Annotated in this window: 19 protein-coding genes and 1 riboswitch; of the genes, 5 read left to right on the forward strand and 14 right to left on the reverse strand. The window is 62.8% G+C overall.

Annotated elements, in window-relative coordinates; genetic code table 11:
- Window positions 1-22 precede the first annotated feature (22 nt).
- The 13 genes from lipA to LF599_RS05610 form a co-directional block, all read right to left on the reverse strand.
- The gene (gene lipA / locus LF599_RS05550) at window positions 23-892 is read right to left on the reverse strand and encodes a lipoyl synthase (protein ID WP_269941419.1); all 870 of its coding nucleotides are present in this window, start codon (window positions 890-892) and stop codon (window positions 23-25) included.
- Entirely contained in the window at window positions 822-1,481 is a 660-nt protein-coding gene (gene lipB / locus LF599_RS05555; protein ID WP_269941418.1) for a lipoyl(octanoyl) transferase LipB, read from the reverse strand. Before lipB ends, lipA begins: the two co-directional genes overlap by 71 nt.
- The gene (locus LF599_RS05560; protein WP_279522599.1) at window positions 1,478-2,605 is read right to left on the reverse strand and encodes a small ribosomal subunit Rsm22 family protein; all 1,128 of its coding nucleotides are present in this window, start codon (window positions 2,603-2,605) and stop codon (window positions 1,478-1,480) included. Before LF599_RS05560 ends, lipB begins: the two co-directional genes overlap by 4 nt.
- Complete coding sequence (locus LF599_RS05565) at window positions 2,595-4,142, reverse strand: ASKHA domain-containing protein (RefSeq protein WP_279522600.1); 1,548 nt, start codon at window positions 4,140-4,142, stop codon at window positions 2,595-2,597. The genes LF599_RS05560 and LF599_RS05565 overlap by 11 nt, the downstream gene beginning before the upstream one ends.
- A 169-nt stretch (window positions 4,143-4,311) precedes the next feature.
- On the reverse strand, window positions 4,312-5,109 hold the full coding sequence (locus LF599_RS05570) for a sirohydrochlorin cobaltochelatase (protein WP_279522601.1): 798 nt from the start codon (window positions 5,107-5,109) through the stop codon (window positions 4,312-4,314).
- Complete coding sequence (cobI, locus tag LF599_RS05575) at window positions 5,106-5,819, reverse strand: precorrin-2 C(20)-methyltransferase (RefSeq protein WP_279522602.1); 714 nt, start codon at window positions 5,817-5,819, stop codon at window positions 5,106-5,108. The genes LF599_RS05570 and cobI overlap by 4 nt, the downstream gene beginning before the upstream one ends.
- Before the next feature lie 69 nt (window positions 5,820-5,888).
- Window positions 5,889-6,782, reverse strand: a complete 894-nt coding sequence (locus LF599_RS05580) for an ABC transporter substrate-binding protein (protein ID WP_269941410.1) — start codon at window positions 6,780-6,782, stop codon at window positions 5,889-5,891.
- A complete protein-coding gene (locus LF599_RS05585) occupies window positions 6,779-7,561 on the reverse strand; it encodes an ABC transporter ATP-binding protein (protein ID WP_279522603.1) in 783 nt (260 codons plus the stop codon). The genes LF599_RS05580 and LF599_RS05585 overlap by 4 nt, the downstream gene beginning before the upstream one ends.
- A complete protein-coding gene (locus tag LF599_RS05590; RefSeq protein ID WP_279522604.1) occupies window positions 7,554-8,591 on the reverse strand; it encodes a FecCD family ABC transporter permease in 1,038 nt (345 codons plus the stop codon). Before LF599_RS05590 ends, LF599_RS05585 begins: the two co-directional genes overlap by 8 nt.
- 4 nt (window positions 8,592-8,595) lie before the next feature.
- On the reverse strand, window positions 8,596-9,570 hold the full coding sequence (locus LF599_RS05595; RefSeq protein WP_279522605.1) for a sirohydrochlorin cobaltochelatase: 975 nt from the start codon (window positions 9,568-9,570) through the stop codon (window positions 8,596-8,598).
- Window positions 9,571-9,694: 124 nt separating this feature from the next.
- Window positions 9,695-9,871, reverse strand: a riboswitch (cobalamin riboswitch).
- Between the two features lie 15 nt (window positions 9,872-9,886).
- Entirely contained in the window at window positions 9,887-11,548 is a 1,662-nt protein-coding gene (locus LF599_RS05600; RefSeq protein WP_279522606.1) for a chemotaxis protein CheA, read from the reverse strand.
- Window positions 11,549-11,557: 9 nt separating this feature from the next.
- The gene (locus LF599_RS05605; RefSeq protein ID WP_269941403.1) at window positions 11,558-12,283 is read right to left on the reverse strand and encodes an Hpt domain-containing protein; all 726 of its coding nucleotides are present in this window, start codon (window positions 12,281-12,283) and stop codon (window positions 11,558-11,560) included.
- A 15-nt stretch (window positions 12,284-12,298) separates the two neighbouring features.
- Window positions 12,299-12,694 carry a response regulator gene (locus LF599_RS05610; protein ID WP_279522607.1) on the reverse strand — a complete coding sequence of 132 codons (396 nt, stop codon included), beginning with the start codon at window positions 12,692-12,694 and terminating at the stop codon, window positions 12,299-12,301.
- A gap of 181 nt (window positions 12,695-12,875) precedes the next feature.
- Between LF599_RS05610 and LF599_RS05615 the strand changes: the two genes are divergently transcribed.
- The 5 genes from LF599_RS05615 to gmhB all read left to right on the forward strand — a co-directional run bounded on the left by LF599_RS05615 (window position 12,876) and on the right by gmhB (window position 16,680).
- The gene (locus LF599_RS05615) at window positions 12,876-13,466 is read left to right on the forward strand and encodes a TrmH family RNA methyltransferase (RefSeq protein WP_269941402.1); all 591 of its coding nucleotides are present in this window, start codon (window positions 12,876-12,878) and stop codon (window positions 13,464-13,466) included.
- Window positions 13,467-13,476: 10 nt separating this feature from the next.
- A complete protein-coding gene (locus LF599_RS05620; protein ID WP_269941401.1) occupies window positions 13,477-14,088 on the forward strand; it encodes an L-threonylcarbamoyladenylate synthase in 612 nt (203 codons plus the stop codon).
- Between the two features lie 489 nt (window positions 14,089-14,577).
- Complete coding sequence (locus LF599_RS05625) at window positions 14,578-15,051, forward strand: NUDIX hydrolase (protein ID WP_269941400.1); 474 nt, start codon at window positions 14,578-14,580, stop codon at window positions 15,049-15,051.
- 73 nt (window positions 15,052-15,124) lie between these two features.
- On the forward strand, window positions 15,125-16,135 hold the full coding sequence (gene pdxA, locus LF599_RS05630; protein ID WP_279522608.1) for a 4-hydroxythreonine-4-phosphate dehydrogenase PdxA: 1,011 nt from the start codon (window positions 15,125-15,127) through the stop codon (window positions 16,133-16,135).
- Between the two features lie 5 nt (window positions 16,136-16,140).
- Complete coding sequence (gene gmhB / locus LF599_RS05635) at window positions 16,141-16,680, forward strand: D-glycero-beta-D-manno-heptose 1,7-bisphosphate 7-phosphatase (RefSeq protein ID WP_269941824.1); 540 nt, start codon at window positions 16,141-16,143, stop codon at window positions 16,678-16,680.
- A 406-nt stretch (window positions 16,681-17,086) separates the two neighbouring features.
- Here the strand turns inward: gmhB and LF599_RS05640 are convergent, their stop codons facing one another.
- Window positions 17,087-17,887, reverse strand: a complete 801-nt coding sequence (locus tag LF599_RS05640) for a tetratricopeptide repeat protein (protein WP_279522609.1) — start codon at window positions 17,885-17,887, stop codon at window positions 17,087-17,089.
- Window positions 17,888-17,899 lie beyond the last annotated feature (12 nt).

Below are 17,899 nucleotides of genomic sequence, written 5' to 3' on the forward strand. Positions count from 1 at the left end.
TTTTGGAAAGGGCGGGATGCCGCTACACGAAGTCGGCGGCGTTGTAGCTGGAGCGGACCAGCGGGGCGCTGAACATGTGGCGGATGCCGCGTTTCCGGCCCTCCTCGGCATACATGTCGAACACCTCGGGCTCCACGTACCGCTTGACCATGGGGTGGAAGCGGCTCGGCTGCATGTACTGGCCGATGGTCACGATGTCGCAGTCGATGGCCGCCAGGTCGTCCAGGGTGGTCATGATCTGCTCGTCGGTTTCGCCCAGGCCGACCATGATGCCGGATTTGGTGGGAATGGCCGGGGCCATGCGCTTGGCGTTGCGCAGCAGGTCCAGGGACTGGCGGTAGTCCGCCTGGGGCCGGATGTCGCTGTACAGGCCCGGCACGGTCTCAAGGTTGTGGTTGAGCACGTTGGGTCGGGCGTCGAGCACGGCGGCGAGGGCGGCCTCGTCTCCCTGAAAGTCCGGGATGAGCACCTCCACGGTGCAATCCGGCATGGCTCCGCGTATGGCTCGGATGGTCGCCGCGAAGTGGGCCGCGCCGCCGTCCGGAAGATCGTCGCGGGTGACCGAGGTGACGACGACGTGTTTCAGCGCGAGCCGACGGGCGGCCTCGGCCACGCGGCTCGGCTCGGTCGGGTCCAGCGGTTCCAGGTCGCCGGAGGTTATGTTGCAGAACGCGCAATTGCGCGTGCAAATGGCTCCCATGACCAGGAACGTGGCCACGTTCTTGGAGAAGCACTCCCACTTGTTGGGGCACTTGGCGGACTGGCAGACCGTGTTGAGCCGCAGGTCGCCGATGAGGTCCGAGGTGTTGGAGAAATTTTCGTTACTGGGCAGCTTGATCCGCAGCCACGGCGGAATCCGCAAAGGTTTTTGCGAAGGCGTTTTCAAAGACATGCTTGACCTCCTCCATGTCGAAGTCCCGCCCGGCTTCGGCGGACAGGGAGGTGGGCACCGCGCCTTGGATGCCGCACAGGGTTATGGCGTTAAAGAGATTTGTGTCGCGGGCCACGTTCAGGGCCAGACCGTGGTAGGTGACCCAGCGGCGCACGCCGATGCCCATGGAACATATTTTGCGCGTTTCGTCCACCCAGACGCCGGGGTGCTTGGGCCGCCGGATGGTCGCGACCCCGAAATGCGCGCAGGTGTCCATGACGGCCTGCTCCATGTCGTGAAAGAACTTCCGCATCCCGCCGGGCCGCTTTTCCACGCGCCAGATCGGGTAGGCAACCAACTGGCCGGGGAAGTGGCAGGTGATGTTCCCGCCGCGCGTGGTCTGGACCAGTTCGATGCCGTGCGCCGCGAGTTGCGCCGGGTCGAGGAGCAGGTTTTCGGCCCCGCCCTGGCGGCCCAGGGTGATGACCTTGGGGTGCTCCAGCAGAAACAGGGTGTTTTCCTGCTCACCGCTTGTCACCGCGTCCAGCGTCTTCAATTGCAGAGCCTCGGCCTCCTTGTAGCCGATGAGTCCGAGATCGACTATCCTCATTTGCCGCCCCGGGATTTGCAGGGGAGGATGAGCGCCTTGGACTTGAGGTCGGTCTTCGGGTTGGCGGGCCACTCGGGCGCGAATGCCTGGCCAGGGAAGAGGGGACGCGTGCCGGACGGGTAGTCGATGAGGGTCAGCCCCCGGTCGGAACAGGCGTACTGTCCTTTGCCGCCGTGGAGCTTGAACGGTTCGGATATGGCCCGGACCAGTCCCCGTTCGGGCGCGCCGCCGGGCGAAAGGTAGAGGAAGTTGAGGGACGCGTTGTCCTTGGTCAGGGAGGCTTCGGCGGAGATGGCGTTCAACCAATCGGGCGCGCCTTTGGTGGAGAAGTTGAAGTGGCACCACGGGGCTCCCTGCCCGAGGGCGGGCATGGGACAGTCCTGGGCATGGGGGCACGGCGCGATGGGCTTGTAGCCCTTTCCAAGCAGTTGGGCGCGCATTTCGCTGACGATCCGGCCGCTCAGCCGTACTCCGGTCTCGACAATGAGGATGCGTCCGGTGTCCTTGGTGGCGCCGACCAGGTGCGTGGCCAGCTTCTCTGCCTGGGGCCGGGTGGTGCGGCCGGACCAGTCAAGCTCGTTGAAGGCGTTGGCGGCCATGATGAGATCGGCCCTTTCGCGGATGTGGTCCAGGAATCCGGCCTTTACGGTCTTGATGCGCCAGGGCGAGTCTTTCCCGGCCAGCGCCTGGAAGAGCTTTACGCCCGTGTTCATGGTTTTGGGAGCAATGTCCAGGCAGGTGAAATCAAGCCGCCGGTCCCGCAGATGGGGGCGGGCCATCCACAGGGCCAGCACCGTGGTCAGGGGGCCGGAACCCAGGTCCGCCACGTGCCCGTTTTCCGGGACGTCCATTTCCAGGCCCGAGAACAGCCGGGAGAGGCGGAAGAGGTTCCAGGGCAGAAAATAGTAGAGATACGGCGACAGGAACTTGGCGTCGGTCATGTATTCCTTGCGCCGCGTGGACCGTTCATTGGTCAGGCTGCGCGACATGTCCCGGATGTCGTACTTCAAGTGCTCGCGGTGTTTGCCCTTGAGGGGCCACACGCGTTTGAGGATGTCTTCGAACCGGGCGAGATGCCCGGCGTTTTCCTCGGTCAGGTTGGGGAACAGGCCGTCAATCGACATAGCTGAAACGCATCCTTTGGATGAATTGGTTGCCGAATTCGGCGTCTCCGGTCAGGTCCACCCGGGTCAGTCCATGGGGCAGGGACTCGGCAAAGGTCCGCGCCGCAGGGTTGGTTAAAAACAGTTCCGTGCCGCGGAGCGACGTGTTGCCCGCCTTTACGGTTCGGGCCGCGCAGCCGGGGGGAAGGAAGCCGAGAGTCTCCAGGTCCGCCGGGGAAACGTGCTCGCCCAACGCGCCCGCCAGATGGATCTCGGCGAGGCCGCCGGGGCCGATGCCCGCAGCCTTGAGCAGGGCGGACACGGCCAGGTTGAAGGCCGCCTTGACCTTGAGGATTTCTTCGACGTCGGAGGCCGGAAAGCGGACGTCCGCGTTGACGGCGAAGATCGGCTCTTCCTCCTCTGTTGAGACGCTTTTGGCCAGTCTGGCCGCCAGGGGAGTCGCGCCTTCAGCGAATCGGCCGGTTTCGTCCAGCACGCCGTGGGCGCGCAGGATGGCGGCCAGGGCCAGGTAGCCCGTGCCGGTCATGCCGGTCCGTTCCGCGTTCGAGCTGTCGAAATAGTGGATGTCGAGCCCCTTCGGCGTCAGGGTGAAGCCGGTGATCGCCCCCGGTCCGGCCGTGCGTCCGAAGGACAGCCCCACGCCCTCCAGCGCCGGTCCCATGGGCACGCTGGCGCAGAGCCGTTTTTCGGGCGACAGGGCGAGGATGAATTCGCCGTTGGTGCCGAGGTCGGCCAGGAGGAAGGGGTACATGGGCGCGTTGCCAAACTCGATGGCGGTCAGTCCGGCGGACAGGTCCGCGCCTACGAAGGGCGCGAGCAATGGCGGGATGTAGGCTGGAGGCAGCCCGGGGCCGAGCCGCCGTTCGTCGCCGCCGAAATAGGTCAGTTCGTAGGGAGCGGATGCCAGGCCGTCCGGTTTCATGCCGAGCAGGATGTAGGTCATGGCCGGGTTGCCGGACACTGCCAGCCCGATACAGTTTCCGCCCAGGTTGCGGGAGGCTGTCTCGGCCAGCTCGGAAATGCGGTCGGCGACCAGGGCGCGGAGCACGAACCGTCCCTCGGCGGTGGCGGCAGCGGCCAGCCTGGACATGACCTCGGAGCCCATGCCCATCTGCGGGTTGAGTTCCCGGCCCGTTGCCACGGCCTTTCCGTCGACCAGGGCGGTCCAATGGATGGAGGTGGTGCCGAGGTCCACGGCCAGGGCGAAGTCTCCCGCCCCTTCCCCGAGGGAGCGCACGGCCCGTTGGCTGCGCACCGGCTCGGGCAGCTCGATTTCGCAGGGTTCGGACGGATGGAGGCAGGAGAGCCGCCATCCCTGCGCGAGCTTGTCCCGGCCGAGCTTCTTCAACTCGTCGCGGCCCGGTTCGGGCGCGTCCTTGACGAAGCGCACGCGGCAGAGGCCGCACTTGCCCAGGCCCGAACACAGCGGAACGCCGTGCCAGAGCCGGGAGAGAAAAATGGTGCGGGCCAGGGTGTCGCCCGGCTTGGGCTCCAGAGCGAACCGGCCGCCGTCATGGGTATGAATCAGTATGCTCACGTTGTCTCCATCGGTCCGCGCAGACTAGCCCAAGGGCCGAGTTGTGTAAACGGCGGGAATGCCGGGCTCCCGGCGGTTATGCGGTGGGAGGGCCGCCCGAACCCCGTCTTTCCGCTCCGGGGAACGGCGGCGGATGGTTCAAGGGAGAGATGGGCGGCGTGCAGGGGCGTCAGCAGCGGCTCATGCGCTTCATGGCGTCGTGAAGGTGGCCGAGCCAGATGTCGACGAGGATGTCGTATTCGCCCGCGCCCCTGAGCACGGCCTCGCATTCGATGCCCGCCCGTTCGAGGCGGGTCTTCCAACTGTTTTCCCCATCGCCGACCATGTCGCGGGCGGCGTGCCAGCCCGCGCCGAAAAGGAAGGGCAGGAGATGGGCCTTCCTGACTCCGTCCCGCTTGAACCGTTCGAGGATGTCGTCGATGCCGGGCTCGGCCTCCATGGCCCCGAGGTGTACGGACGGGTCGCGTTCCTGGAAGGCGCGGTGCAGGGCCTCGTAATAGACGTTGCCGTCGTGCTTGGTGCCGTGCCCCATGAACAGCACGGCGTCGTTTTCGCCCTTGCCCTGTTCGGCGATGGACAGAACCGCGTCGGCCACCTCCTCGATGCCCGCTTCCCCGGCCACCAGGGGGAAGCCGACCTCGACCCGTCGGAAGCCGTCCTCGCGGAGCATGAGCTCGTTGGCCAGCCCGAGGAGCTCGTGGAACTCCGTGCCGGGGATGAGGTGCAGGGACTGTACGGCCACGTGGGTCACGCCCTCGTCGAGGAGCCTGTCCAGGGCGGTGGGCACGGAGTCCACCGCCTCGCCAGCCCGTTTCATGTGTCCCCGAATGGTCTTGGAGGTGTAGGCCACGCGCACGGGCAGGTCGGGATAGGCGGCCTGCACGCGCTCCATGATGTGCGCGAGCGACGCCATGGCGTTCTTGTGGCGCGAGCCGAAGGCGGCCAGGACGATGGCGGCGCGGATCACGGCTTCTTCCTCTTGACCAGGGCCAGCGAGAAATAGTGCGGCTGTTTGGGGGCGTCGTTGATGTCCATGAGGATGGATTCCTCGTCCATGCCGAGACGGGAGACGAGCACCGTGGTGTCGCCCAGGCGGAGTCTGTTCAGCAGGTCCCGGATTTCCTCGAAATTTTTGTACGCCTTGAGAATGACGGCATTGTCGGCTGTGTTGAGCTGTTCTTCGAGACGGGCGGGATCGGCCACGCCCGAGGTGATGAGCAGGGACTCCTTGGATTCGCACAGGACCAGGCCGATGCGCGCGGCGGCGGCGTGGAAGGAGGTGATGCCCGGCACGGCGCGCAGCCGCAAATCCGGGTTCATTTCCAGCAGAGTGCGCTGGAGATAGCCGTAGGTGGAGTAGGTCAGGGGGTCGCCCAGAGTCAGAAAGGCGGCGTCCAGGCCCTTGTCCAGAACCTCGGCCACGACCTCGGCGTTCTTGCGCCAGGCGGCCTTGAGCGCGTCCTCGTCCTTGGTCATGGGGAAGCCGAGCTGGACGATGCGTACATGGTCCTTGAGATGGGGCTTGGCGATGGCGTAGGCCGTGGAATAGTCGTTTTTGGTGGAGGCGGCGGCAAAGATCACGTCCACCTCGCCGAGGATTCGCACGGCCTTGAGGGTGAGCAGTTCGGGATCGCCGGGGCCTACCCCGATGCCGTAGAGTGTGCCTTTCTTGGTCACGATGAATGTCCGTTATGTTTTTGTCGGTAGCCGACTTTGTCTGTTTTGCGTGGGAAGGTCAACTGGGGCCTAGGGATGGAGAATTTGGAAAACGGTGTCGATGCCTTTGAGCAGCCGCATGGTGGGCCGTGAGACCAGGTGTTCGTCCACCAGAAATACGTTGCGGGTCAGGACCGCTCTGATGCGTGACGCCGCCGGGCCGTTGACGATGTCCTGCACCGAGACGTCGTTCATGGTTCCGCGTTGGGCTAGGTAGACGTCGATTCGGCCGCCTTTGGCGAGGAGCCGTTCCAGGCCGTAGTTCGCGATGTTGGTGCCGTGGCGGGGTTTGGCGTCGGTCGCCACGTTGACTCCACCGGCTTTTTCCAGGACGAACAGCGGCATGGAACCGGGCGAGAAGGTGGCGATCTTGCGGTGAATGGACTCGAAGAACACTCCGGGCCGTTCGCCCATGGGAATGGTGGCCAGCCGGTTCTCGGCTCGGCGCACTCCCTCGCGGAAGTCCTCGATCATGTATTCCGCCTGCATCTCGCGGCCGGTGAGTTTGCCCAGAGCCCGCCAGTAGCCGTACACGGCGTCGATGGAGCCGGGTTGCAGTGAGACCACGGTGACGCCGTGGCGCGCCAGCGCGTTCCACAGTCCGCCATAGGCGCGCCAGTGCATGGGCCGGATCAGGATCAGGTCGGGCTTGGCGGCCAGAAATTTCTCCACGCCGTCGCGGGCGTTGAAGGTCGGTCGGGACAAGACCGCAGCGGGGTAGTTCTCGCCCGGGGATACGCCGATGACCTGCTTGTCCAACCCGAGGTGGAACAGGTTTTCGGTGTGCGCGCCGTACAGGGAGATGATTCGCGTAAACGGGGCGTCGAAGGAGATGGTCCGTCCCGAGTCGTCGGTGATGGTCCGGGCGCGGGCGGTGGAGCAGAGAAGCAGGACGAAAACAAGAGTGAAAAGAAGGCGTTTCAAGGTCTGTTTCCTTGGATGAAGGCGATATGCGGTCCGTTGTCGGTTTGCAGAATGGCCGCGCGGACGCCGAAGACCGCATGGATGTTTTCGGGGGTGAGTGTCCGGGCCACGTTGCCATAGGCATGAACGGTCCCTTTGTCCAGCATGAGGATGCTGTCGCAGTGGCGCGCGGCCAGGTTGAGATCGTGGAGTACGGCCACCACGGTGTGGCCGTTTTCGGCTAGGCGTTGCAGCGTCTCCATGGTCGACATGGCATGGCGGATGTCCATGGCCGAGGTGGGCTCGTCCAGGAGCAGGGCGGCCGTGTCTTGCGCGAGCCCCCGCGCCACGGCGGTTCGCTGGCGTTCGCCCCCTGACAGGTCTGCCACGGCCCGGTCGCGCAACCTCTGAAGGTCCATGGCTGTCAGCGCGTCCTCCACGCGTTCGATATCGCGGGCTGAGGGGCGGCTGAACCGGGGGATGTGCGGATGCCGCCCCATGAGTACGGTTTCGTACACGGTAAAGGGAAAACGGAGCGTTTGGTCCTGTGAAACCAGGGTGCAGAGCCGGGCCAGCCTGGACGGGGGAAAGTCTGAAATATTTTCGCCGTTGAGCCGCGCCGCGCCCGCTGTGGGTGACAGCAGACCGGCCAGGAGGCCGAGCAGGGTGGATTTGCCGCACCCGTTGGGGCCGACCACGCCGTGTAGGCCCGGCCCCAGATCGAAATCCAGGCCGTGGAGGACCTGGGCCGAATCGTAGGCGAAGCCGAGGTCCTGGCTGGCGAAGATCGCGCTATCCACGTGCGAGCCTCTTGGAGCGGCTGAATATCCAGCAGAAGACCGGGCCGCCGATGATGGCCGTGAGCACGCCGATGGGCACCTCGTGGGGCAGGGCCGCGCGGGTGACGGTGTCGGCCAGCAGAAGAAGTATGGCCCCGCCAAGGCCTGAGGCGGGCAGGAGCCAGCGGTTGTCCGGGCCCACGATCATGCGCATGAGGTGCGGTACGATGAGGCCTACAAAGCCGATGATTCCGCTCACGGCCACGCAGACCGCGCTGGCCAGCGAAGCGGCGACGAGCAGGATCAGCCGCACGCGTCCCGTGTTCACGCCCAGGCTCCGCGCCGAACGCGCTCCCAGGCTCATTATGTTCAGGTCGCGTCCGAAGTAGAGGCATATCGCGAAGACGAGCAGGGAGGCGGTCCCGGCCAGGGCCGCGTCGTTCCACGTCCGGCCCACGAAGCTGCCCATGAGCCAGAAGACGATGACCGAGACTCGTTCGTCGGCCAGATACTTGATGAAGCTGATGCCCGCCGAGAGGGTGGCCGAGACGATGACCCCCGCCAGGATGAGGGAGGTGGGCGCCAGCTCGCCGTCGCGCCCGGCGAGCGCGATAACCGCGGCCAGGGTGAGGGCTGCGCCCGCGAAGGCCAGCGTCATGAGCGTGGCCGGGCCGAAAAAGGACAATCCCAGGAGCAGGGCCAGGGCCGCGCCGAAGGCCGCGCCCGAGGAGACGCCGAGGGTGAACGGGTCGGCCAGCGGGTTGAGGAGGAGCCCCTGGAAGACCGCGCCCGCCACGGCCAGGCCGAAGCCCACCGCGGCGCAGGTCAGGATGCGCGGAAGCCGGACGTCGAAAAGGATGCCCGCCACCATGCCGTCCATGGAATCCGCCGCCCCCCGCACTCCGTCGAGCAATCCGCGCAGGACTTCGCCCGGCGGGATGCTGATGACTCCCATGGCGCAGGCGGCCAGCGCCAGCCCGGCCAGCAGAGCGGCGAGCAGGGCGACGGTCAACCCGTTGCGAAGGGAGGTGCGGGAGGCGGCGTTCAACATGCGTCTAGTTCACGCCCGGGCCCTTGGCCATGGCGTCGTTGAGGTGGTTCACGTAGATGTCGGCCCAGCCGTCGAGCATTCCCAGGCCGCGCAGGTCGGTGGCGACCTTGTAGCCAGCCTTGGTCAGCATGATCTTCCATGCGTCGTCCTCGTCGCCGGCCATGTCGTTGGAGGCATGGTCGCCGGCCACGATCATGAACGGCTTGAGAAGGACGTCCTTCTTGCCGGAGGCCGCGAGTTGCGCAGCCATGTCGTCAAAGGCGGGAAATCCCTCCACGCAGCCGATGAAGATGGGGTAGTCGTATTCGGCCTGCAACACCTTCTGGAATTCCGCGTAGATGCCCGTGGAGAAGAAGTCGTTGCCGTGGCCCATGTAAACCAGGGCGGCGTTCAGTTCGCGCGCATGGTCCACATCGGTCTTGAGGGTCTTGGCGGCCCGGGCCATGTCCTCGGTGTACGGATACTCCTCGCCGGGCAGGCCGAGGGCCGGGCGGCCGAGGGAGAGGTGCGCGAAGGGCATGTTCTTGGCCTTGAGGGTGCGGATGGATTTGAGTCCGCCCACCAGGGTAATCAGGTCGTGGAACTCTTCGCCCGCGAAGACATGCAGGGATTGCACGGTGATGTCGCGGCAGCCGTCGTTCTGAAGGTCCGCGATGGTGGCCAGGGGATGCTTGACGTAGAGGACTTCGGCTGGAATGTCCTTATGCGCCGCTTTCCAGGCCTCGTCGTTCTGGCGGCCCTGCCAGATCTTGCGGATGATGTTGGAGGTAAAGGCTAGGCGCACGGGGACGCCGGGGTGGGCCTTCTCCACCTTGGCCTTGATGTTCAGGATTGATTTGACCGCTTCAGGGTAGGAAGTGCCGAAGGCGGCCAGGACGATGGCCTGTTTGACGGGTTGTTCGTCGTGGTGCCCGGCCTGGGCCGGGACGGTCAGCAACAGGGCGAGCAGGCAGAAGACAATGTTTCTGACAACTGTCATCATGTTCTCCGAAAATGGGGCGGGGAGGGAAAGAAAAAGCCTCTTCCTCTTCGAATTCAGAGGAAGAGAACCCGTATTATCCCTTCAATACCTCGGCGGCAAGCCCACGTACCACCGTGGCAGGTCCTTGTGATCGTTCCAGGCAGGTCTTCCGGCTGGTCCCTCCCGTTTCCGCCTTCCCAGGTCGACCCCAGTGGCATGAATGGAAACGGTTCAGCGAGACGTCACGGCGGCGGGTCCGCTCCCGATTTTCACGGGATTCCCTATTGAGTCCGAGGACACCTGAACTTGAAGTGGAGTATGCTTTCCTCGGTATTCATGTCAAGGAGGTCCGGGCGGTTTCGGCAATGCGTTCCTGGAACTGGCGGATCATCTCTTCGGCGTCGATGACCAGGGCGTCGGATTCGCCCATCATGCCATAGCCGAGAATGGGGACGTTGAAGATTTCCTCCACCGGGACGGTGAACCCGGTGATGACCACCTGCTGCTGGCGCAGCACCTCGTCGACCAGGATGGCGCCCTTGTAATCGCCGACCCGGACCACGATGGCCTGGGCCATCTCGATGTTCTCGATCTCCGGCGTCAGTTCAAGGAGGTCCGCCAGTCGGAGCAGGGAGTGTATCTCGCCGCGCACGTCCACGGTCTCGCGGCCGTCGGGCAGTTCCACCACGTCGTTGCGCCGGGGCATGTAGATTTCCACCACATCGCGGCTGGGCATGATGAAAGTGTCGCCGCCGACCCGGCAGACCAGGGCGTCCACGATGCCTTCGTTGGCCGATCGGTCCAGGGGGATGGAGATGGTAAAGTTCGCGCCCTTGCCCAGCTCGCTCTCGATGGACACTTCGCCGTCCAGGGCGACCTTGATGGCGTTGACCACGGCGTCCATGCCCACGCCGCGCCCGGAGACATCGGTGATTTTTTCGGCGGTGGAGAAACCGCTCTGAAGCACGAACTGAAGGATTTCGTCCTTGGAGTATTCCTTGTCGGGATCGGCCAGCCCCTTTTCAAGCGCCTTGGACAGGATTCGGTCGGGATCGAGCCCGCGCCCGTCGTCGCCGACCTGGATGAAGGCGTTGTCGCCCTTGCGCCAGGCGGACAGGGACACGGTTCCGGTCTCGGGCTTGCCCGCCGCCTTGCGCCCCTCGGGGTCTTCCAGGCCGTGGTCCACGGCGTTGCGCAGGAGGTGGACCAGCGGCTCGTTGAGGCTTTCGACTATGGTTTTGTCGAGGGCCAGATCGTCGCCCCGGACCTCGAAGTCGAGCTTTTTGCCGATTTTTTGGGAGAGGCTTTTTACCAGCCTGTGCATGGGCATGAAAATCTGCTTGAGCGGCACCAGCCGAATGGCGTTGACCTCTTGCTGGAGCTTGGAAATGACGTTGTCGAGTTCCCGGAGGCTGGAGGCCATCTGCGTCACATTGGTGGCTCCGCCCTGTGCGATGACCGCGTAAGTGACCATGAGCTTGCCAACCAGTTCGATGACCCGGTCCAGGCGGTCCGTGGGAACGCGAATGGACGAGATGCCTTGCGGCGCGTGCTTGGCGTTCGATTTGGCGTCGGCTTCCGGGCTGGGTTTTTCTTCGGTTTCTTCGGCGCGAGCTTCAGGAACTCCGGCTTTGGCGGCGGGCGGCTCCTCGAAGGCCCGGGCCGCTTCCTCTTCGCTTTCCTCAAAAGCCGGGGCGGGCGGTGCGGTTTTGATCTTGGCCAGGGCATCGCCGCTGCCTTCGAGCAGGCCGCCCAGGGCGAAGAAAAATTTCTTTTGCGCTTCGCAGATGTTGAGCATGGCGGTGACGATGTCGCCGTTGACGGGCGTGATGCCGTCCTTGAGCATGTCCAGCAGGGCGATGACCCCAGCCGAGGAGAGCTGCATACACGAGAGGCCGAGAGCGTCCACCACGGCCTCCACCCCCTGGCCCGTGGCGTCCACTTCTAGAATCCGCCGTTCTATGTCCTCGATGCACTGAATGATGCTGTCCTGCATTGTCTCGCCTTATTGCGTCGTGAAATAGGTCTCGCGGTCGGGGTATACGGAGATGGTCTTGTCGAATCCCCAGCCTATGAGCGTCTGTCGGGCGTCCGGGGAAACGTTGCAGGCGGCGATTTTGAAGGTGACGCCCATGCTGGCCACGGCGGCCCATGCCCCGGACCCGAAGGTCAGCACTCCGCCCAGGTCGAGGAGCACGGGGTCGCCGGGTTCGATGGACAAGATCGCGGAGATGATGGGTTTGAACTGGGCGTCCAGATGGACGCGCGGGTCGTTGACCTTGATCACGGTCACCCCGTTTACGGTCTCCGTGTCCACGCCGGCTCCGGTTGCTTCGGCTTCGTTCTGTCCTACGGCGGACGCCGCCGCTATGAAGCCGAGGACCTCTTCGCGCTCTTCGGTGTCCGTATCGCCGACGCGCAGTTGTTCGAGTACCTGGAAGATCATGTTCACGCCGCGCGAGAGCAGGGTGACGTTGTCCGGAGAGGAATCCACTTCGCCGGACTGGACCTTCTTCAGAAAGTCCTCGATCTTGTGGGTGAAGTGGGAAGCCTCTTCAAATCCCGACATGAAGCCGGTGACGCCCTTGATGGTGTGCAGCGGACGGGCCAGTATCTCTATGCCCTGCCCGAGGTCGCCGTTCTCAAGCAGTTCAAGCCCCTCCATCACCTGCGGGTAATACTTGTCGTTGACCTCGGAGAAGAACTCCTCGACCATCGGGTCTTCGCTCATGCTTGATCCTCGGTCCTACTTGTGCAGAAGTCCCAGTTTTTCCAGTTCGGCATACAGCTTGTCCTTGGCGACCGGCTTGACGATGTAGGCCGACGCCTCGCCGTCATGGAAGGTTCGGATGACCGTCTGGGGATCGTCCAGGGCCGTGGTCATGATAACCTTGACCCTCGGGCGGTAGCCGTTTTCCGTTTCGAGATCCCGGATTCGCTGCAATGCCTCAATGCCGTCCACCTCGGGCATCATGATGTCCATGAGGATAAGGTCGTAGGGCCTTTTTTCGTCATGGCCCAATTTGAAGGCTTCGACCGCTTCCCGGCCGTTGACCACGATGTCCACATCGAACAGGGTCATCAGGAACGACCGCAGAACCTTTCGGCTCAGGAATTCGTCTTCGACAATAAGTGCACGCATTTTATTCTCCGCTTCTTGCCGGGGAAAGGGATTCAAGTTTTCTTTTCCTATGTATATCAAAAAAATGTCAATATAATGATAGGAATTAATTGTTCTCAACACATTATAATCTTGACGTTTGCCCGATTGGAAAGCGCGATGCGGGGTTGCCAAATGGCTGCATAATGGATACCAACGCCGCATGATCAGACAGATTACGGAAGACAGGAAGAAACGTATTGACGGGGTGTTGGCCAGGAGACAAAAGGACCTGACCTTGATCATGGACAACATCTGGGACCCTCATAACGTCTCGGCGGTTCTCAGAAGCTGCGATGCCTTTGGGGTGGCCGGGGTACATTTGTACTATACGGATTCCCAATGGCCGGACCTGGCCAAGAAGACTTCTGGATCGGCCAAGAAATGGATTGAGCTTACACGCCACGTGGACGCCGCCGATATGGTCGGTCACCTCAAGGCGCAGGGGACTCGAATCCTCAGGACGGGGTTCTCCGAATCGGCGCGGCCGGTCATGGACTTCGATTTCACCAAACCCACCGCGATCATATTGAGCAACGAGCACCGGGGCACATCCCCGGAGCTGGCCGAGCTCGCTCCCGACGAAATCTATATCCCCATGCAGGGCATGGTGCAGAGCTTCAACGTATCGGTGGCCGCGGCCATCATTCTCTATCAGGCGTTCGTCCAGCGCGACGCCGCAGGCATGTACGACAATCCCTCCTTTTCACGGGAGGAACTGGAATCGCTTAAAACAGAATGGTATTCGAGATAAGGAGGCTGTCATGCAAGAGTTGCTCAAGGTTCTGCGTTCAGACGGCATCGTGATCTATCCTACTGAAACTCTCTATGCGCTGGGTTGTGACGCCACCAGCGCAGCGGCCTGCGACCGCGTGGCCAGTGTGAAGGGGCGTTCCGAGGAACGGCCTCTTCCCCTGATAATCGGCGGCCTGGACATGTTGGCTTTGGTTACAGCCGAGAAACCCCGCTCCCTCCTGGACCTGGCGGCCGCGTTTTGGCCCGGTCCGTTGTCCATTCTGGTCAAGGCGCTGCCCGAACTCCCTTCCTGGCTTTCCGACGAAGAGGGGTACACTTCGGTCCGTTGGTCCGGCCATCCCTTTGCCTCCGAACTTTCCCGCCGGTTCCGCAAACCCATCGTGGCCACCAGCGCGAATCTGTCCGGCAAGCCCGCAGCGGCCCTGCCCGAGGATATCGATTCGAAGCTGCTGGATATGGTGGACGGGTCCTATTTCGACCCGCCGTGGCCGCGCGGACACAAGGCGTCCACCGTGGTCCGGATGCTCGGTTCGAGCAAGCTGGAGATTATCCGTGAGGGTGAAATTTCCATCAAGAAGCTTTGCGACAAGGGATTCTCCGTGGCCGTGCGCAACGCCTGATCGCGTCCGGCGGGTCAAAAAACTTGAACCCGCATACACGGTTAATGGACCTTTTTCGGGGCCGGGTAAAAAATCTTGTACCCTTTCAAGGGTGCGGGATTTTTTTATTGTCTTTTTGTGAGTTGATAATCGTATGAATTAATTGAGCTTATTTGCATTTAAAGGCCTTTGCGATCGGTTGGCACGGCAGTTGCTTTAATCAAGGCAAGTTCTTCCTTTTTTTGCACACGAGATAATTAAGGCTTCATCGGACGGTCCGATGAAGCCTTTCTCGTATGGTGTGGCGAGTGTATTAATATACAATAAATGTAGTATGTTATGAAAAGCAGCTTTGCTCGTCTCGCAACGACGTTGGCGGATTGGGGGCTGACCAGGGGGCGCAGGGCGTGCGGGGGCCGGGTAAAAAAAGTGGAATCCGGCCGATCCGGATTTGACTTGGCGGTCGAGTTTGTGAACAGTCCGGGGGTGAATCAGCCAATGGAGCATGTCATGGGCAAAGTTCGGGTCTGTCCCCACTGCGGGGGCGAAATCGAGGTGTATAGGAATCCAGCCCCTACGGTGGACGTGGTCATAGCCATGGACTTGCCGGAGGGCGGGGAGGGCGTGGTCCTCATCGAGCGGAGCAATCCGCCGCTTGGGTGGGCGTTGCCCGGCGGGTTCGTGGATTACGGCGAAACCTGTGAGCAGGCCGCGGTGCGCGAGATGAAGGAAGAGACCGGGCTGGACGTGCGCCTCACCGGGTTGCTCGGGGTCTACTCGGACCCGGACCGCGATCCGCGCAGACATACCATGAGCGTGGTCTACACTGGCGAGGCCGAGGACCCGTCCCGGCTCCAGGCGGGCGACGATGCGGCCGTGGCAAGGGTCTTTCCCCTGGGCGAATGGCCCGAGCTGGCTTTTGACCACGCGCGGATATTGGCGGATTTTCTGGCCCGCCGGGACCGCCGACCGGACGCGCATTGACTTGCCGTTGGGGCCAGAGTAGCTTCCCCGGACCGGGCTTGACCGGACAGACCGCTTTCAAGGTGATATCATAATGCGAACCCTGTGCATAACCCTCGGGGACCCCTGCGGCCTTGGCCCCGAGCTGACGACCCGCCATTTTCTGGACGGCGGGCGGACCTCCGACCGATTTTTGCTTCTCGGACCGGCTTCGGCTTTGGATCGTGAGCTGGCCCGACTGGACGCGCCCCGTTTCTTTTCCCTGCTTGATTCTCCGGAGCAGATCGCCGACAAGGGGCCCGGCGTCTACCTGTATCAGCCGTCCGAACTCGACGGCGTCGAATTCCCCCCGGCCTGCCCCTGCCGCGAGGGCGGACTTGCCGCAGGCGTCAGCCTGGACACGGCCATTCGCGTCCTCAAGGCCGGACTGGCGCAAGGGCTTTTGACCTGCCCCCTGAACAAGGCCATGCTCAACGCCGCCGGGTTCGACTTTCCCGGGCATACGGAGTTTCTCGCGGAGAAGCTCGGCGTGGGGCGCGACAACGTGTGTATGCATCTGTGCGGACACGACCCGGACGATCCTTCGCCCAAGCTGCGGGTCAGCCTTGTGACCACCCACCCCCGGCTTCGGGATGTGCCCGGCCTGGTTACCCGGGAGCGCATTCTGCACTGCCTGCGCCTGACCGCCGATTTTGTGCGCACCCTCGGTCTCGAAGGTCCCATCGGGGTCTGCGGCCTCAATCCCCATGCCGGGGAGTCCGGCCGCATCGGCGACGAGGAGATCACCACCATCATTCCCGCCCTCGAACAGGCTGCCGCTGAAGGTCTTCAGGTCGCTGGTCCCGTGCCGGGCGACACCATTTTTCATTTCGCGGCCCAGGGACGTTATCCGGCCGTGCTGGCCATGTATCACGACCAGGGGCTCGCTCCGCTCAAACTGCTTCATTTCAGCCGCGCCGTGAATGTTACCTTGGGGCTACCTTATCCGCGCACCTCTCCCGATCACGGCACCGGATACGATCTGGTGGGCACGGGCGAGGCGTCCATCGACAGCTTCCGGGCCGCGCTGGACATGCTCCGTAAACTCGTCGGCAAAACGAGGTGATGACCATGTTCAAACGGTACGTCCTTCTGGACCGTGACGGGACCATCATCGTGGACAAGCACTACCTTCACGAGCCCGACAGGGTGGAACTCCTGCCGCAGGCCGCCGAGGGCCTCAAGCGGATGCAGGGCATGGGCTTCGGCCTGGCCGTGCTGACCAACCAGAGCGGCATCGGGCGTGGGTATTACGACGAAGACTCGGTCCGGGCCTGCAATCAGCGCATGGTCGAACTGCTCGCGGCCCAGGGCGTGATTATCGACGGCGTGTTTTTCTGTCCGCACGAGCCCAAGGCGGGCTGCGACTGTCGCAAGCCCAAGCCCGGCCTCATGCAACGCGCCGCTATCGAACTCGACTTCGATCCCGCGCAGGCATTCATGATCGGCGACAAGTCCGCCGACATCGGACTCGGCCGGAAAACCGGCGCAACCACCATCCTCGTGCGAACCGGAAAAGGCGCGCAGCAGGAAGCCAAATGCGGCCATCGCGCGGACCACGTCTGCGACGATCTTTTCGCCGCCGCATTGTTCATCGAAAGCCGTCTGTAGAGGCTGAATGCCTCCGGCGGCCGGGGGAAGGGGAAGGAAAACCCTTTGAAAAGGGCTTCCTTCCCCTTCCCCCGGACCCCCAACCCCTTCCTTTCCTAAACTTTTTGGTTCCGCTTCGCGGGTGCGAGCGGCGCGTTGGGTATTCCCTTATTATGGCTTGCCGGGGTTAGCTTTCCTTTTGAAGGGAAGCTGATTTTTCTCGCGAACCTTCTGCTGCGCGGATGCGCCGCCAAAAAGTTTCGGAGGGAGAGAGGGGATAGGGGGTCCAGGGGTAAAGGGGAGAGAGGGAAGCCCTTTGCAAAGGGTGCCCTCTCTCCTCTTTCCCTCTGGCCGCCGGAGGCAAAAAAAGAAAGGGCTTTCAGCAGAAAGCCCTTTCTTTTTTCAATGCGGTGGAATTCGGCTGCCGTCAGCTCATTTTCTTTTGGGCGAACTTGAGCATTTTCACGGCTTCGGCGAAGTCGGGGTTGATTTGTACGGCTTTGTTGGCGGAGCTGGCCATTTTGGCCCATTTGCGCCAGTCGTAGTAGAGCCGACCCATGTTGTAGTGCAGGTATTCGTCGTCGGAGGTCAGGGTGAGCGCCTTGAGGTAGTACTTCTCGGCGGTTTCATAGTCCTGCATCTTGCGCAGGACCATGCCGATGCGATTGTAGAGGTGGATGGCGTTGGGGTCGTCCTTGAGGGCGTCGTCCAACATGGCGTAGGCTTCTTTGTACCGGCCCGCGTTGAGGTAGCGGTCGGCTATGTCCGCCTTGAGCTCCGAATCTCCGCTGAAGGTGCGGACGAGCTGGTCGAAGATGGCGTTGGCCTTTTCCCATTCCTGGGCGTCCAGATGTGTCTGGCCTTTTTCCAGCTCGGCCTTTTTCTGGGCGTTGAGTGCCTCCAGATCGCTTTGAACCTCTTCGTTGAGTGCCTTTTGCAGCTCCTGCAGAAGCTCGCGCATGGCGTCGAGCAGCGGACGTTCCTGTCCCGGTTCGTAGCTGATGACCAGGGGGTATATCTTGCGAAGCTCCTTGTCCGAATTGAGCACGTAGGTAACCCGTTTGAGGATGTCTTCGAACTCCTCGCGCTCGTTTTTCATGACCTGATTCTTGAGAAAGAGGATGAGCCCGTCGTGGACCGCCTGAACGGCGGGCATGTATTTGCCCTTTTTCAGGAGGGTGGAGACGGAGTTCAGCTTCTTTCGAGACTTGATCAGATCGGTGGACATGGCTCGTTCCTG

The organism is Pseudodesulfovibrio thermohalotolerans (assembly GCF_021353295.2).
Taxonomy (GTDB): Bacteria; Desulfobacterota; Desulfovibrionia; order Desulfovibrionales; family Desulfovibrionaceae; genus Pseudodesulfovibrio; species Pseudodesulfovibrio thermohalotolerans.